Origin of the sequence: Pseudomonas sp. TCU-HL1, from assembly GCF_001708505.1 — a bacterium.
Classification (GTDB): Bacteria; Pseudomonadota; Gammaproteobacteria; order Pseudomonadales; family Pseudomonadaceae; genus Metapseudomonas.
On record NZ_CP015992.1, the window covers coordinates 487206 to 502333 of the forward strand.

Sequence of the window (15128 nt, forward strand, 5' to 3'; positions counted from 1 at the left end):
GCATATGACCAGTTGTGAATTATTGGTCATGTTAGGACTCTATGTCTCTAGAGTGTTGCTCATGTACACTGCGGACCTCTTCCGTGAAACCGGCCGCCCTAGGCCACCTGTGAGTGATTGCGAGGTTTGCACATGGCTGACTACAAAGCGCCCCTGCGCGATATGCGCTTCGTCCTCAATGAAGTCTTCGAGGTGGCCAAGCTCTGGGCCGAACTGCCGGCCCTGGCCGAAGTGGTCGATGTCGAGACCGCCTCTGCCATCCTGGAAGAAGCCGGCAAGGTCACCGGTGGCGTGATCGCCCCGCTGAACCGTAGCGGCGACGAAGAAGGCTGCCAGTGGAAAGACGGCGCCGTGAGCACTCCGGCCGGTTTCCCCGATGCCTACAAGACCTACGCCGAAGGCGGCTGGGTTGGCGTGGGTGGTGACCCCGTCTACGGTGGCATGGGCATGCCCAAGGTCATCTCCGCCCAGGTGGAAGAGATGGTCAACTCGGCCAACCTCTCCTTCGGCCTGTACCCGATGCTGACCGCTGGCGCCTGCCTTTCGCTCAACGCCCACGCCAGTGAAGAACTGAAGGAAAAGTACCTGCCGAACATGTACGCAGGTGTCTGGGCTGGCTCCATGTGCCTGACCGAACCCCATGCCGGTACCGACCTCGGCATCATCCGCACCAAGGCCGAGCCCCAGGCCGACGGCAGCTATAAGATCAGTGGTACCAAGATCTTCATCACCGGCGGTGAGCACGACCTGACTGAGAACATCATTCACCTGGTGCTGGCCAAGCTGCCCGATGCCCCGGCCGGTCCGAAAGGCATCTCCCTGTTCCTGGTGCCGAAGGTCATGGTCAACGCCGACGGTTCCCTGGGCGAGCAGAACGCCGTGTCCTGCGGCTCCATCGAACACAAGATGGGCATCAAGGCCTCGGCCACCTGCGTGATGAACTTCGACGGCGCCACCGGCTACATCATCGACGCCCCGAACAAGGGCCTGGCCGCCATGTTCACCATGATGAACTACGAGCGCTTGGGTGTTGGCATCCAGGGCCTGGCGTCCGGCGAGCGTTCCTACCAGAGCGCCGTGGAGTACGCCCGCGAGCGCATCCAGAGCCGCGCCCCGACCGGTCCGGTCGCGAAAGACAAGGCCGCCGACCCGATCATCGTCCACGCCGACGTACGCCGCATGCTGCTGACCATGAAGGCAGCCAACGAAGGCGGCCGGGCCTTCTCCAGCTACGTCGCCATGCAGCTGGACACCGCCAAGTTCAGCGAAGACGCTGTCGTGCGTAAGCGCGCCGAAGAAATGGTCGCCCTACTGACCCCCGTGGCCAAGGCCTTCCTCACCGACCTCGGCCTGGAAACCACCGTCCACGGCCAGCAGGTCTTCGGCGGCCACGGCTTCATCCGCGAGTGGGGCCAGGAGCAACTGGTGCGCGACGTGCGCATCACCCAGATCTACGAAGGCACCAACGGCATCCAGGCCCTGGACCTGATGGGTCGCAAGGTCGTGGGCAGCGGCGGCGCCTTCTACAAGCACTTCTCCGACGAGATCAAGGCATTCGCCAACAGCGCTTCCGCCGAGCTGGCCGAATTCACCGAGCCACTGAAAGCGGCTGTCGCCAACCTCGACGAACTGACCGCCTGGGTCCTGGATCGCGCGAAGAACAACCCGAACGAGATCGGCGCCGCCTCGGTTGAGTACCTCCACGTGTTCGGCTACACCGCCTATGCCTACATGTGGGCGCTGATGGCCCGCGCTTCGCTGGGCAAGGAAGGTCAGGACGACTTCTACGCCAGCAAGCTCGGTACCGCGCGCTTCTACTTCGCTCGCCTGCTGCCGCGCATCCACTCTCTGACCGCTTCGGTCAAGGCTGGCAGCGAGTCGCTCTACCTGCTGGACGCCGCGCAGTTCTAAGCGCTACTCCGGAACGACGAAGCCCCGCCAGTGTGGGGCTTCGCTTTTTTCGGTCCCCCCACAGGTATCCCTTACCGATCGCTTGCTTAGTCGTTTTTTCCTGGTGCAATAAGTCGGTCCTGGCTAATTGCCAAATCGTGTAAGCATTGGCTTACAAGCACTGGTGGCTATGGCTCCTTCCGGGCGCCTGGGGGCGGGGCTAATCTTCACACCATTGGACGTCGCGCAGGAAGCGCATTGCAAAACAGGGATACGCCGGATTTCCGCCAGGATGGCGGTCGGATCAGGGATGTCGGGACACAGTCTGCAAAACCTCGCTTCGGCGAGGTTTTTCTTTTTTAGCGTCCTGGAAATACCTGGAGCAGCATTCCTTCGCTTCCACCACGCGTTCCAGCATCGAGCGCAGCAACTCCAGAGTCGCCTGCTGGATCACTTAACCGGGACGCATGCGGCGCTGACTTGATGTTCCCCTTTCTATTGAGAGAGGGCGGATGGGGACGCTTGTGAGAGCGGTTTCAATCGCGAAAGGACCGATGCGCGGTCCCCTTTGCTGTTCGTTCGGGCCTGAGGCCCGGATTCGCGAATGGACTCGCTCCCACAAGATTCAAATCAGGCCAGCGAGCCGTACAACTCCGCCCGCCGATCCTTGAGGTAGGTGATGCTCGCCCGCGAAGCCTCCAGCGTGTCCCGCTTGAGGTCGGCGAAGGCCAGGGTTTCCTCGCGGCCACACACGGCCGCCTGGCTTCCGTCCGGTGCAGAAACGCTGGAGAGGCCGCAATAGCGAATCTGCCCCTCGCCGCCACAGTAGTTGGCGTAGGCCACATAGCACTGGTTCTCGAAGGCGCGGGCACGGACCAGCACGTCGCAGACGAAATCGAATGGCTCCATGTTGGCGGTCGGCACCAGTACCGCATCGGCGCCGGCAAGTGCCAGGCGCCGCACGTTCTCCGGGAACTCCACGTCGTAGCAGATCAGCATGCCCAGCTTCCAGCCGTTCAGTTCCAGCAGCGGATAGTCATCGTCGCCGGCGCTGAACATGCTGTTGTCCAGTTCACCGAAGAGGTGGGTCTTGCGGTAGTTGCCGAGGCACTGGCCCTGGGCGTCGATCAGTTGCACCGAATTGAAGAGGGCACCGTCAGCGCTGCGCTCCGGGTAGCCGTAGAGAATGGCGATGCCATGCTCGCGGGCGATCCCGGCCACCCGTTCGGCCCAGGCGCCGTCGCGGGCTTCGGCCAGGGCACTGACTGCGTCCAGGCCGATGTTGTAGCCGCTGAGGTACATCTCCGGCGTAATTAGCAGCGCCGCGCCGCGCCTGGCCGCCTCGGCCGCCCGCTGCTGCAGGCGTTCGAGGTTGGCCGCAGGTTCCAGCGGCAGAGGTGGACACTGATAGAGGGCGATGCGCATGGGCGTCTCCTGGCTCAGTCCGGCAGGGCGATGGGGCCGAGTTCGGCGAACGTGTCGCCGGGACCGGGGTTTTCGGCCGGGGTGCTGCCGCCAAAGTGTTTCATGATGCCCCACACGGCGTTGAGCGAGGTCTGGACCGCCCCTTCCACCCAGGCCGGGGTCCAGGACACGTCGTCACCAGCGATGAAGATGCCGCGTTGTTCGGCGGGCATGTCGTCCTGCATGAAGTGCGCGTACATGCGCTGGTTGTAGCGGTAGTGGCCCGGCAGCGCGCCCTTGAAGGCGCCGAGGAAGTGCGGGTCCGACTCCCAGGAAATGGTGATCGGGTCGCCGATGATATGTCCGGCGATGTCCACGTCCGGGTAGATCTTCTTCAGCGCGTCCAGAGCCAGCTTCACGCGCTTCTCCACCGGGTGCGGCAGCATCTTCAGTGCGTCGCTCATCCACGAGTAGGACAGGCAGATGACGCCTGGCTTGTCGTCGCCGTTGTCGAACAGGTAGGTGCCGCGGGTGAGGCGATCGGTCAGGGTCATGCTCAAGGTGTCGCGACCGGTTTCCGGGTTCTTGTCCTTCCAGAACGGGCGATCGACCATCACGAAGGTCTTCGATGACTGCATGTAGCGGGTGCGGTCCAGGGCCATCCACATCTTCTGCGAGAAGAGCGATTCCTCGCATTCGATCTGGGTGGTCAGCAACCAGCTCTGGCAGGTGGCGAGCACCGCGGCGTAATGGCGGGTGTCACCCCAGTTGTCGGTGACCGCGAGGCGGCCATCGGCGGCACGGGCGATGCGCTTCACGCCGGGACGCGCCGCGCCGTTGTGCAGGGACGCCAGGCTGGTGCCGGCCGGCCAGTGCACGCAGCTTGAAGGGGCGTGGCGCCAGATGCCCATGGGGACCTGCTGCACGCCGCCGACGATCAGGTGCTGGTTGTCGTCGCAGGCGGTCATCACCACGCGGAAGATTTCCAGCATCGAGTTGGGGAAGTCGGAGTCCCAGCCGCCGGTGCCGAAGCCCACCTGGCCGAACACCTCGCGGTGGTGGAAGGACAGCTTGGCAAAGGCCTTGGAACTGGCGACGAAATCGTAGAAGGTGCGGTCGTCCCACAGTGGAACCAGGGTGTTCCACAGCTCCTTCAGGCGCTTCACATCGCGGTCGCGGATGGCCTGCTGGATGTCGCCGAACCGGGCACCGTCTTCCAGCGCGTCGGCCCAGGCGTCGGCCACTTCCTGGAACAGCGCCGGCAGGTCGGCCAGCTGCTCGGCGTAGTAGGTCTTGCCCTCGATATCGATCACCGTGCTGCCCGAGGCCGGAGTCAGCGGGTTGGGGAAGGGCTGGGTCTTGAGGCCAAGCATGTCCACGTAGTGGTAGAAGGCGGTGGAAGACGCCGGGAAGCGCATGCCGCCCAGCTCGGCGATGATGCCGTCGGTACCTTCGAAAGTCTGCGAACGCAGGCGCCCGCCCATTTTCGAGGCTTCGTACACCACCGGCTTGAGGCCCATCTTCATCAGCTCATAGGCCGCCACCAGGCCGGCGATGCCGGCCCCGACGATAGCCACCTCGGCTCCGTGCTGCTCGGCGGGAATGCTGCCCAGGCCAGCCGGATGCTGAATCCAGTCATCGAAGGCGAAGGGGAAGTCCGGGCCGAAGATGGTGATGGGTTTCTTGCCGTCGGCGGGGTGACGATTGTTGTTGTTCATGATGGACCTTGAAGGCGGTGAGAGGGGCTGCCGAACGGGGCAGCGTTGCAGGCCATTCTAGGGAGTGCCAATTTCGTCCATAAGAAGCAGAGTGTCGTCATTTAGTAGTAATGCAACGAAATATGACGATCAAGTTGTGCTGAATGACGAAAAAGGCTTGCGTGCGCTTTCCATCAGGGTAGCCAGTGGAGAGAGCGAAGTTCGTAGGTTGGTCCGAGCTGCGCGAGGCCCAACATGTGGAGTCAGGCCGCCAATCGTTGGGTTTCGCTGCGCTCTAGCGGAACGCCGCCCGCACCAACCTTCTACGTGGCGGTCGGTGCCAGCGGCTGGCCGCGGTCGATCTTGCAACTGAGGATGATCGAGGTGGTGGTCTTCTCCACCCCGTCGACGCTGCCGATCAGGTCCAACAGCTCATCGAGGCGCTCGGGTGAGTCGGCGCGCAGCCAGGCCACGTAATCGAACTCGCCGCTCACGGCGCAGAGCACCTGCACCTGTGCCATGCCGGTCAGGCGCCGCAGCACGTCTTTGCCGCTGCGTGGCTTCACCGTGATGCCCACGTAGGCCTGCAGTCCGCCATCGGCCACGCGCTGGCCCAGACGCACGCCGTAGCCGGTAATGACCTGGGCTTTCTCCAGCCGCGCCAGGCGCGAGGTCACCGTGGTACGCGCGATTCCCAGGCGCCGGGCAAGCATGGCCACGCTCTCGCGGGCGTTGATCTGCAAGGCGGCGATCAACTGGCGATCGATTTCGTCGAGGGGCAGGTCGGACATAGTGGGCTCGGCGTGGGACGTTGCTAGGCTTTGCACGAAAACTGCCTGCGCTCGGTGATGCTGCGTTGAAATCGGCCTCAGAATGCTCATTTACAAGCGGTAAACTGTGCTTCTTCGGCCAATTTCGCCTTGCCTGACCTTCGCTCGGCGACTTTTCGTACAAACCCTTAGAAGGTTAGCGGGTGTGCAAGGCTACCTGAAGCGTGGCGGCCGCGCCCACTGGTCGGTGCTGGCATCGCGGCAGTGGGGGGAGGTCCAGACTGAACGGGACATGACCGGCGCTACGCCGGCCCCATTCACTTTCGCGGGAGTCTCGTCACCATGAGCCCCATCGCATCCTGCCGCTGGACCCTGCTGGCCTCGCTCGTCTGCCTGCCTGTCTTCGCCGAAACCGTGGTGCCCCTGCAGGGCCAGACCCAGCAGCAAATCCAGCAGGACATCGCCAACTGCCAGGCCCAGGCCGGCAGTTCCGCGAGCACCACGACCTCCGCCCCGAGCGGCGGTCGTGTTCGGGGCGCCGCCACTGGTGCGGTGGCGGGGGCCGCGGTCGCGCAGTCGCGCAGCAACAACTTCGACCGGATCGATGATGACCTGCAGCAGGAATACCGGCAGGAACGGGCCAAGGACGCGGCGGTAGCCGGGATGGTGGTCGGCGGCTCGCGCCAGCGCCAGGAACGCCGGCAGGACCGCCGCGCCAACGAGCAGGCCAGCAGTACGGCCTCCTCGGCCTACATGAGTTGCCTGCAGCAGCGGGGTTACCAGGTCACGCCCTGATCTACCAGGCCAGCGTGAAGTCGTGGTCCGGCCCGGGTTGCAGGGTGCAGCCGCGGTTACTGCATTCCCGCTGTAGCGTTTCGCGCACCCAGCGGCGGTCCGCGTGCCCTGCGCGTTCGATACGGAACCGGCGGATCCGGGTTGGCACCAGTTCCAGGGAGAGCAGACGCCCGCTGGCGTCCAGGGTGGGGAAGTAGAGCAGGCCGAGTTCGCCGTGGAAGGGGCCGTAATCCTGGATGCCTTCATAGTCGTTCAGCAGGTCGCCGCAGCCGTAGAGGATCAGGCGCTCGCGGTAGAGTTCCAGGCCTTTGATGTGGTGCGAGGAATGCCCGTGCACCAGATCGACGCCAGCATCGTCGATCAGCCCGTGGGCAAAGCGCACCTGCTCGGGCGGTACGTCAAACCCCCAGTTGCCGCCCCAGTGGATGGAAACGATCACGCGGTCGCCGGGTTGCTTGTGCGCCTGGATGCGCGCAGTCAGGGCCGCGAGCCCCGGCGTCGACAACTCGGGCAACCAGGCGACGCCCGAACGTCGCGACCTGGCCGCCCATTCTGGCGGAACGCCGCAGTCCGGCGTGCACAGGCCGAACACCAGCAGGCGCGAGCCATCTGCCAGGGGCAGCGCGGCCGGGGCTTCGGCGGCCCGTAGGTCGCGGCCTGCGCCGGCGCCGCATACGCCGTTCCGCGCAAGGGCCGCCAGGGTGTCCGTCAGGCCGACTCGGCCCCAGTCCAGCACATGGTTATTGGCCAGCGCGCAGCAATTCACCCCGGCGGCGAGGATCGCCGGGAAGTTTTCCGGGGTCATGCGGTAGTTGATGCCCTTGTCTTCCGGAGTGCCGCGCCGGGTTACGGCGGTTTCCAGGTTGATCAGGCGAACCTGGGGCTGGCGCTGCTCCAGTTCGGCCAGCGCATCACCCCAGATGTAGGGGTAGTCGACGGGGCGGGGCAGGGGACCATGCAGGCGCTCGGCAAGCCGTACATAGCCGCCCGTATCCTTGACGTAGGGTTCGTACAGCAGAGGGTCGCCGGGATGGGGCAGTAGCGCGTCAATACCCCGCGCGGTCATCACATCGCCGGCGAGAAACAGGGTGAGGGCCTGAGTTGGAGCGGGCATCGGCTACCTCCCGGTTTCGGCGGCTATCTGCCGGGGCGGCGCGTCGCCCGGTCAGGGAACGATAGACCCGGCCGGGCAAGGACGAGTGACCGTCGGGCGGCGAGGATTATTGCGTGCCGCGGAAAAGCGCTTTCAGCAAAGCCGTCTTTTTCGTCCGCTTGCCCTGGAGTGGAATGGGCGCATGGGCCGAGACGCATCGCTAGGCGATGCCCGGGCCTTCCAAGGCAAACCAGGAGTTCCAGTATGAACCGTGCAATCACCACCCGTACCACCCTGCTTCTCGCCGTCCTGGCCAGTGGCAGCGTCTTCGCCGCCAAATCCGCCGACGCCCTGTCCTACAGCTACGGCATGCCGCTGGATGTCGCCCGTGTCATCTCCATCGACGAGCCGAGCCCGCTGACCTGCGAAACCATCCAGGCGAAGATGACCTATGTCGACTCCAAGGGCGAAGAGAAGTCCGTGACCTATCTGAAAGCGTCCAGCGCCTGCGCCAGCAGCTGACGCAGGCAAGGATTACACCCGGCTACCGCTCCGAAGCGGGATTCAGCCGGGTGTTCAAGCGCTGCTACGGGTTTCCTCAGGGATCTGTCCGGCGTAGCGACAGAATGTTCTGATCATGGCAAAGGAATCTAAATACAAATATGTAAGTATTTCCTTATATAGTGAGAATTGTTACCATTTGATTCTCATTCAAATAAGGAGCTCATGGTGGTCAAAAAGCGTATTGCCCCGGCATCCCTGCCGATGCTGGGCCTGCTGGTAATCCCTGCTGTTCAGGCCGAATCCAAGGAAGCATTGGCCATCCCGGCGACCTCCGTCACCAGTGCCTATGAACAACAGAGCTACAAGGCCACCGAGAGCCGCAGCGCGTTGAAAATCGATGCGCCGCTGCGCGATATCCCCCAGACCGTCAACGTGGTCCCCGAAAGCGTGATCAAGGACCAGGGTGCCCAGTCCATGGAGGACGTGCTGAAGAACGTGCCCGGCGTTGGCCTCTCCAACGGCGACGGCCAGCGCGACCAGGTCACCATCCGGGGCTTCAGTGCCATCGGCGACATGTATATCGATGGCATCCGTGACGACGCCCTGTACTTCCGCGACCTCTCCAACATCGAACGCGTCGAAGTCATCAAAGGCCCGGCTGCCGTGCTGTATGGCCGTGGCTCTTCCGGCGGCCTGATCAACAGCGTGAGCAAGAAGCCCGGTTTCGATCCCAAGCAGGAAGTCGGCGTCAGCTTCGACAGCGAAGGCAAGCGCCGCACCCAGTTCGATGCCGGCTGGGCCGATGAGCAGCAGCGCGACAAGGCGTTCCGCCTGACCGGCGCCTTCGAGGACAGCGACACCTTCCGCGACGATGGCTACATCGACCGCAAGGCCATCGCGCCTTCCGCCTTCTTCAAACTCTCCGACGACCTGGAGCTGAACCTCGGCGCCACCTACCTCTATGACAAGCGCCTGATCGACTTTGGCATTCCGGCCCTCGGCAACCGTCCGGTGAAGGTGGATCGCGAGAAGCGTTTCGGTTCCGGCGATGCGGACCAGGACTACGCCCGCAGCGAGGTGTTCTCCTTCACCGCTGGCCTGGACTACCGGATCAACGACGATCTGACCCTGACCAACACCACCCGCTACTACCACTACGACCTGGACCGCAACAACACGCTGGCAGACAGCAGTGCGACCCGCTTCGTCACCGCGCCCAATGGCGAGCTGCTGGTGAAGCTGAACCGCGGCAACGTGGCCCGCGACGAGTACGGTACCTTCAACCAGACCGAGCTGAAGCAGCAGGCACAACTGGCCGGCATGCAGCACAACTTGCTCTACGGCCTGGAGCTGGGCTTCCAGGACAAGTCCCAACGCGTGTTCAACCAGAACAACGTGGCCCGGGTTCCGGTCTACCGCGACGCCCTGGTACCGGTTCCGGAGCGCGCCAGCAACCTGTCTTCCAAGGGCACCAACTACCAGGAAACCGCCGGCTTCTACGTGCAGGACCTGATCGAGCTGACCGACCAGTGGAAGGCCCTGCTCGGCGTGCGCTACGACGTCTTCGGCCAGGAATACGACGACAAGCGCGTGCAGAACGTCGACCTGGACCGTACCGACAAGACCTGGAGCCCGCGTGCCGGCCTGGTGTATCAGCCGGATCAGGTCCAGTCCTACTACGTGTCCGTCAGCCGCAGCTACCAGCCCTCCGGTGAGGTTTTCGCGATCGCGCCGACCAACCAGCACCTGGAACCGGAAGAAACCACCAACTATGAAGTGGGCGCCAAGTGGGACCTGCTGGACAACCGCCTGGCCGTGACCGCGGCGGTGTTCCGTCTCGAACGCACCAACATGAAAACCAGCGACCCGGCCAACCCGAACCTCACTATTCTCGCCGGCGAGCAGCGCACCGATGGCTTCGAGGCCACCTTCAGCGGCCAGATCACCGACAAGTGGAATGTGTACGGCGGTTACGCCTACCTGGACGCGGAAATCATCAAGTCCAACAGCAAGACCAACGGTGTCGCCAACGAAGGCCAGACGCCCACCCTGACTCCGCGCAACAGCGCCAATCTCTGGCTGGTACGTACCCTGACGCCGGAATGGCGCCTGGGCATGGGCGCCAACTACGTGGACGACCGCTACACGGCGCTGGACAACAAGGTGGTCATGCCCAGCTACACCACCTTCGATGCGGCGCTGCTCTACGGCGTGCCGCAGTGGGACATGGCCATCCGCCTGCACAACATGTTCGACCGGGACTACTACGCCTCCGCTCACGGCTCGGTTGACCTGATCACCCCCGGTGCGCCGCGCACTCTGGAGGTCAGTGCCAACTACCGGTTCTGATCGAAGAGCGAAAAAACGCCCGGCATCTGCCGGGCGTTTTTGTTTGTGGGGCATGGTCGAGAACCCGCGTCCGCGATCCTGTTCACCTCCACAGCGACTGGTGGGCCGTAGGGTGCACCGTGTGCACCGAAACCTTGTGCAGGACGCCCGGTGCGCGCAGCTCACCCTATAGGAGCAGACCTGCGGCCCGCCTGGCGGGAAGGCTTCAGTTGGTCTGCAACTTCTTCAATGCCTCGCAACTCGGTGCGTACTGCTTGTCGCACGCGCTCTGGAACAGCGCGCGGGCCTGGTAGGGGTCTTGTTTCAGGCCTTCGGCGCCCTGGGCGTACATGCTGCCGAGCACGTGCTGGGCCATGGCGTTACCGGCGGCGGAGGCCTGGCCGAGGTACTTGTGCATGGCGCGCTGGTTGGCGAAGGCGGGGTCGGTGCGGCCGGTGTAGAGGAAGGCCAGGCTGAAGGCCGACTGGGCATGCCCCTTGTCGGCAGCCTGCTTCCACCAGTACTCGGCCTGTTTGAGGTCCTTCTGCGGCTTGCCGACGAAGTAGAGGCTGCCGAGCCGGTACTGGCTATCGAGGTCGCCGCGCATGGCCTGTTGGCGAACTCGCTCGAACTCGCTGGCCTGCGGGTCTTGCGGGGCAGTGGCCGGTGCCGGGGCCTGGGGCTGGCTCGCGGGCGGCGGGGTGGCTGGCTGCTGTTGCTGCTGGACGCACGCGCCGAGCAGGGCCAGCGCGGCGATGCAGATAAGGCGCGGCAGGGCGCGTTGGATGGACATGGATCGGGTTCTCCCTGGCAGGTCAGGGGAGGGTAGTTGCATCCGCGGGCTCCGTCACCAGCGGCGAGCAGCGTGCGCAGTGTCACTGCTCGACTCATGCAAAAAATCCGGGTATCAAGCGAAGGATATTGGCTCGGGAGTCACAAATGAAAACCACGCTGGACGAGCTTCAGGCCTTTACCGCCGTGGTCGACACCGGTTCCATCACTGCCGCAGCCGAGCAACTGGTGCAGACTGCCTCCGGCGTCAGCCGCGCCTTGAGCCGGCTGGAAAGCAAGCTCGACGTCACCCTGCTGCGCCGCACCACCCGCCGCCTGGAGCTGACGGAGGAAGGCGAGGCATTCCTGGCCCAGGCGCGCCGCATCCTCGCCCAGGTCGAAGAAGCAGAAGAACACATGGCCTTGCGCCGGCAGAAGCCCGCCGGGCGCTTGCGGGTCAACGCCGCTTCGCCCTTCATGCTGCATGTCGTGGTGCCGCTGGTGGCGGGCTTTCGTGAGCGCTACCCGGAGATCGAGTTGGAACTGCATACCAGCGACCAGATCATCGACCTGATCGAGCACCGCACCGACGTCGCCCTCCGCCTGGGCACGTTGCGCGATTCCTCCCTCCATGCTCGTCCCCTTGGCCGCAACCGTATGCGGGTCCTGGCCAGTCCCGCCTACCTCGCGGCCCATGGCGAACCAACGTCGGTTGAGGTGTTGCAGGAGCACTGCCTACTGGGTTTCACCCACCCGGAAACGCTCAACCACTGGCCCCTGCGCCATGCCCAGGGCGACAGTCTGCAAATCACGCCGACGATCAAGGCGTCCAGTGGTGAAACCCTCCGCCAGTTGGCGCTGGCGGGCGTCGGAATCGTCTACATGTCGGATTTCATGACCCAGGCCGACCGTACTGCCGGGCATCTGGTGGAGCTACTTGCCGAGGCGACCCGCGAGGTCCATCAGCCGATCAACGCCGTCTACTACCGCAACACCGCCCTGGCTTCGCGCATCACCTGTTTCCTCGACTATGTGAGCCAAAGCCTGAAGGACGAGGACTGGCTGCAGGTCGGCTGACCGTTGGATGGCCTGGTGGAAACGCCCTACAAATAGTTCGGAAGTTTCCGATATTTATAGTCAAGTTGGTTCGTTAACCTTCCTGGGCTCTGGAAGGCTGCCTCGGGTTGCAGGCCATTTCGGCTGCTGGGTAGCCTGGGAAGGTGAGCTGATTGCGTAATAGTTGCTCTCTAAGGTTTCTCTGTAGCACCAGCCTGACTGTGTCGATGTTCGTATTCATACAGCAGTCGGCAGGGGCTTCGGATTTCTGTACCTGGGAAGGCAAGCCTGCGAACACCAACTTCACGCTCTGGCTCGACGACGAGGTGCTGAAGTTCGACAAGTACACGGCCATCGGTCAGCCGATGCTGACGAAGTCACTCAAGAATAACGCGGTGCCCCTGGGCACCTTGACCTGCAGCAAAGCGCCGAACGCGCACCATTACCGGTTATCCGGGCTGACTTTGGTGAACGGCTATACGAACGTATTCAGTAGCGGCATCCCAGGGATCGGAATCAGAATCGTAAGTGGCGGAGAGACTGGCGCCGTTACGTCCTATGGCGGCTACCTGCCGACTTTCGACAACTCGGTCTACGGCCCCTATACACCCCGCACAACCTTCGATCTGCAACTGATCAGGACTGGCCGGCAAGTTGGCTCCGGCTCCCATTTTCTGGGCTTCCGAATAGATATGGGCAGCGCGTACGCCTCGACGATACCTATCTACCGGGCAAGCTGGTCGTTCGCCAGCACCCTCACGGTTATCAATGAGTCCTTGTACGCGAGTTGCGAGCCGGTCAAGCCGGTGGACCGTGTCGACATGGGGGTGGTTCTGAGTAGCGATTTGCAGGCTGGCCGGGCTCCGGTACAACCGTTCTCCTTCGATGTGCGGTGCCAGGGGCTTGATAAACCCAACCATCGGGTTCGTGCCTATTTCGACGGCAGCTCGCCTCGGGCCGGCATACTCGAGACCCAGACAGGCGAAGGGCGGGTGACGGGGGTGGCGGTTGCCCTGAAAGATGCTCAAGGCCACGCGCTAACTTTCGGCAGCAGGAATCTTCACCAGCTTGCACTGACAGGCCAGGATGCCGAGGGTCACCTCTACCGCTTCACCGGCACTGCCCAGTACGTCAAGACCGGCCAGTCCTTCACGACCGGCAAGGCGGATGCATCCCTGACCTATGTGCTGGATTACAACTGACTGGCCGCGCTCAGGCGATGGGGGAGACGGTCGTTCGCGCGTTTGCTAGGGCGCGTGCGTACATCGCACCTCAATGGCGGGACATCGCGCAGCCCGATACGGAGACCGCCTGTGAGATGCAGATCATTCGCTGACGGCCGGTCTTCGCCGAAGCTCGCCCTGTTCGGAATTCTCTTCGCTCATCCTGCGTAAGGGGCAGATTAATCGGGGATTTCACAAGGATTTGCGCGTTTCGTTGTTTATTTCGAACAAAATAGCTTGGCTTTGTGAATAATTATGTGTAGATTTTCATGAAATTAACAATTCATAATTTCATGAGGCTTCCATGTTCAAGCAGTCCGCCCAGCATGTCGGCACCTACTACGCCCGCACCTACAGCGGCAGCCTTCCGCTGCGTCCGACCCAGGCCGGCAGCGAGGAGACCGATGTCCTGATCATCGGCGCCGGTTTCAGCGGCCTGCACGCGGGCCTGCGCCTGGCGCTGGCCGGCAAGCGCGTAACCCTGCTGGAGGCCAGCCGCGTGGCGTGGGCCGCGTCGGGTCGCAATGGCGGGCAGGCGCTGCTGGGCTGGTCCTGTGATATGCCGCCGCTGGAGAAGGCGCTGGGGCTGGAACGTACCCGCCGCCTGTGGGACAGCATGCGCTGGGCTGCCGGCGAGATGCGCGAGCTGCCAATCCGCCACGGGTTCGATGTGGATTACCGCGTCGGCAGCCTCTGGACCGCGGTGATGGAGCGCCGGGTGAAGTCCCTCGAAGAAGCCCAGGAAGATGCCATCCACAAATGGGGCTACGACAGGATGCGCCTGATCGGCCGCGAGGAGCTGACCGAGTGGATCGACAGCCCGCGCTACCAGGCCGCGCTCTACGACCCGGAGGCGGCCCACCTCAACCCGCTCAAGCTGGCCCAGGGCCTGGCCGCCGCCATCGAGGCCGCCGGCGGGCGCATCTACGAGCAGAGCCAGGTGCTGGAGTACCGTGAAACGCCGTCCGGCTATGTGGCCCGCACCGCCCAGGGCGAAGTGCGCGGCAACATTCTGGTGATGGCCTGCAATGCCTACGTTGACCGCCTCGATCGCCAGCTCTCCAGCCGGCTGCTGCCGGTAGGCTCCTACCAGGTGGCCACCGCGCCGCTTGACCCGGAACTGGCGCGCTCGCTGCTGCCGAAGAACAGCTGCGTCATCGACAACCAGTTCGTCCCCGACTACTTCCGCCTGACCCCCGACCACCGCCTGCTGTTCGGTGGCGGCTGCACCTACCTGGGCGGCTTGCCCAAGGACGTGCCGGCGGCCACGCGGCCCTACCTGGAGCGCGTGTTCCCGCAGCTCAAGGGCGTGGACATCGAGTTCGGCTGGGGTGGTCACATCGACGTCAGCATGAAGCGCACCCCGGACATCGGCCGTGAAGGTTCGCGCTACTGGCTGCAGGGTTTCTCCGGCCACGGAATCCTGCCGACCCTGGCCGGTGCCAAGGCGGTGAGCGACGCCATCCTCGGCAACGACGACCTGCTCGACCTCTATCAGGCCATCGGCAATCCGCGCTTTCCGGGGGGCTCCCTGCTGGCGGCGCCGCTGGAAGCCGCTGGCAAGGCCTATTACCGGTTGAGAGATGTGATTTAAGGT

The 15128-nt window shown here is 63.7% G+C and carries 12 protein-coding genes; 7 read left to right on the plus strand and 5 right to left on the minus strand.

All coding sequences use genetic code 11. The features are described 5' to 3' along the window. Positions 1-132 precede the first annotated feature (132 nt). Positions 133-1911: an acyl-CoA dehydrogenase C-terminal domain-containing protein gene (locus THL1_RS02210; RefSeq protein WP_069081755.1), complete on the plus strand. Its 1779-nt coding sequence runs from the start codon at positions 133-135 to the stop codon at positions 1909-1911. A gap of 609 nt (positions 1912-2520) precedes the next feature. On the opposite strand, the gene THL1_RS02215 is transcribed toward THL1_RS02210, so the two are convergent. The 3 genes from THL1_RS02215 to THL1_RS02225 all read right to left on the minus strand — a co-directional run bounded on the left by THL1_RS02215 (position 2521) and on the right by THL1_RS02225 (position 5782). Continuing rightward, on the minus strand, positions 2521-3315 hold the full coding sequence (locus THL1_RS02215) for a carbon-nitrogen hydrolase family protein (protein WP_069081756.1): 795 nt from the start codon (positions 3313-3315) through the stop codon (positions 2521-2523). A gap of 14 nt (positions 3316-3329) precedes the next feature. Further along, positions 3330-5012, minus strand: a complete 1683-nt coding sequence (locus tag THL1_RS02220) for a flavin monoamine oxidase family protein (RefSeq protein WP_069081757.1) — start codon at positions 5010-5012, stop codon at positions 3330-3332. Positions 5013-5314: 302 nt separating this feature from the next. Continuing rightward, positions 5315-5782 carry an Lrp/AsnC family transcriptional regulator gene (locus THL1_RS02225; protein WP_069081758.1) on the minus strand — a complete coding sequence of 156 codons (468 nt, stop codon included), beginning with the start codon at positions 5780-5782 and terminating at the stop codon, positions 5315-5317. A gap of 321 nt (positions 5783-6103) precedes the next feature. On the opposite strand from THL1_RS02225, the gene THL1_RS02230 reads away from it, so the two are divergent. Continuing rightward, positions 6104-6556, plus strand: a complete 453-nt coding sequence (locus tag THL1_RS02230; RefSeq protein ID WP_069081759.1) for a YMGG-like glycine zipper-containing protein — start codon at positions 6104-6106, stop codon at positions 6554-6556. A gap of 1 nt (position 6557) precedes the next feature. Here the strand turns inward: THL1_RS02230 and THL1_RS02235 are convergent, their stop codons facing one another. Then, entirely contained in the window at positions 6558-7670 is a 1113-nt protein-coding gene (locus THL1_RS02235; RefSeq protein WP_069081760.1) for a CapA family protein, read from the minus strand. Positions 7671-7913: 243 nt separating this feature from the next. Between THL1_RS02235 and THL1_RS02240 the strand changes: the two genes are divergently transcribed. Beyond that, positions 7914-8171 carry a DUF2790 domain-containing protein gene (locus THL1_RS02240; protein ID WP_069081761.1) on the plus strand — a complete coding sequence of 86 codons (258 nt, stop codon included), beginning with the start codon at positions 7914-7916 and terminating at the stop codon, positions 8169-8171. A gap of 204 nt (positions 8172-8375) precedes the next feature. Continuing rightward, entirely contained in the window at positions 8376-10502 is a 2127-nt protein-coding gene (locus THL1_RS02245; protein ID WP_193791642.1) for a TonB-dependent receptor, read from the plus strand. A 205-nt stretch (positions 10503-10707) separates the two neighbouring features. Here THL1_RS02245 and THL1_RS02250 read toward each other — a convergent pair whose 3' ends face one another. Further along, entirely contained in the window at positions 10708-11274 is a 567-nt protein-coding gene (locus THL1_RS02250; protein WP_069081762.1) for a tetratricopeptide repeat protein, read from the minus strand. Between the two features lie 146 nt (positions 11275-11420). On the opposite strand from THL1_RS02250, the gene THL1_RS02255 reads away from it, so the two are divergent. The 3 genes from THL1_RS02255 to THL1_RS02265 all read left to right on the plus strand — a co-directional run bounded on the left by THL1_RS02255 (position 11421) and on the right by THL1_RS02265 (position 15125). Further along, a complete protein-coding gene (locus THL1_RS02255) occupies positions 11421-12329 on the plus strand; it encodes a LysR substrate-binding domain-containing protein (RefSeq protein ID WP_069081763.1) in 909 nt (302 codons plus the stop codon). A 206-nt stretch (positions 12330-12535) separates the two neighbouring features. Continuing rightward, the gene (locus THL1_RS30050) at positions 12536-13510 is read left to right on the plus strand and encodes a fimbrial protein (RefSeq protein ID WP_069081764.1); all 975 of its coding nucleotides are present in this window, start codon (positions 12536-12538) and stop codon (positions 13508-13510) included. A gap of 325 nt (positions 13511-13835) precedes the next feature. Further along, positions 13836-15125 (plus strand): NAD(P)/FAD-dependent oxidoreductase, encoded by a 1290-nt coding sequence (locus THL1_RS02265; protein WP_069081765.1) that lies wholly within the window; start codon positions 13836-13838, stop codon positions 15123-15125. The last annotated feature ends 3 nt before the right edge of the window (positions 15126-15128 follow it).

Coding starts and splice junctions, on each gene's coding strand:
- THL1_RS02210 (WP_069081755.1), top strand. CDS start 133: ATGGCTGACTACAAAGCGCCCCTGCGCGATATGCGCTTCGTCCTCAAT.
- THL1_RS02215 (WP_069081756.1), bottom strand. CDS start 3,315: ATGCGCATCGCCCTCTATCAGTGTCCACCTCTGCCGCTGGAACCTGCG.
- THL1_RS02220 (WP_069081757.1), bottom strand. CDS start 5,012: ATGAACAACAACAATCGTCACCCCGCCGACGGCAAGAAACCCATCACC.
- THL1_RS02225 (WP_069081758.1), bottom strand. CDS start 5,782: ATGTCCGACCTGCCCCTCGACGAAATCGATCGCCAGTTGATCGCCGCC.
- THL1_RS02230 (WP_069081759.1), top strand. CDS start 6,104: ATGAGCCCCATCGCATCCTGCCGCTGGACCCTGCTGGCCTCGCTCGTC.
- THL1_RS02235 (WP_069081760.1), bottom strand. CDS start 7,670: ATGCCCGCTCCAACTCAGGCCCTCACCCTGTTTCTCGCCGGCGATGTG.
- THL1_RS02240 (WP_069081761.1), top strand. CDS start 7,914: ATGAACCGTGCAATCACCACCCGTACCACCCTGCTTCTCGCCGTCCTG.
- THL1_RS02245 (WP_193791642.1), top strand. CDS start 8,376: ATGGTGGTCAAAAAGCGTATTGCCCCGGCATCCCTGCCGATGCTGGGC.
- THL1_RS02250 (WP_069081762.1), bottom strand. CDS start 11,274: ATGTCCATCCAACGCGCCCTGCCGCGCCTTATCTGCATCGCCGCGCTG.
- THL1_RS02255 (WP_069081763.1), top strand. CDS start 11,421: ATGAAAACCACGCTGGACGAGCTTCAGGCCTTTACCGCCGTGGTCGAC.
- THL1_RS30050 (WP_069081764.1), top strand. CDS start 12,536: ATGTTCGTATTCATACAGCAGTCGGCAGGGGCTTCGGATTTCTGTACC.
- THL1_RS02265 (WP_069081765.1), top strand. CDS start 13,836: ATGTTCAAGCAGTCCGCCCAGCATGTCGGCACCTACTACGCCCGCACC.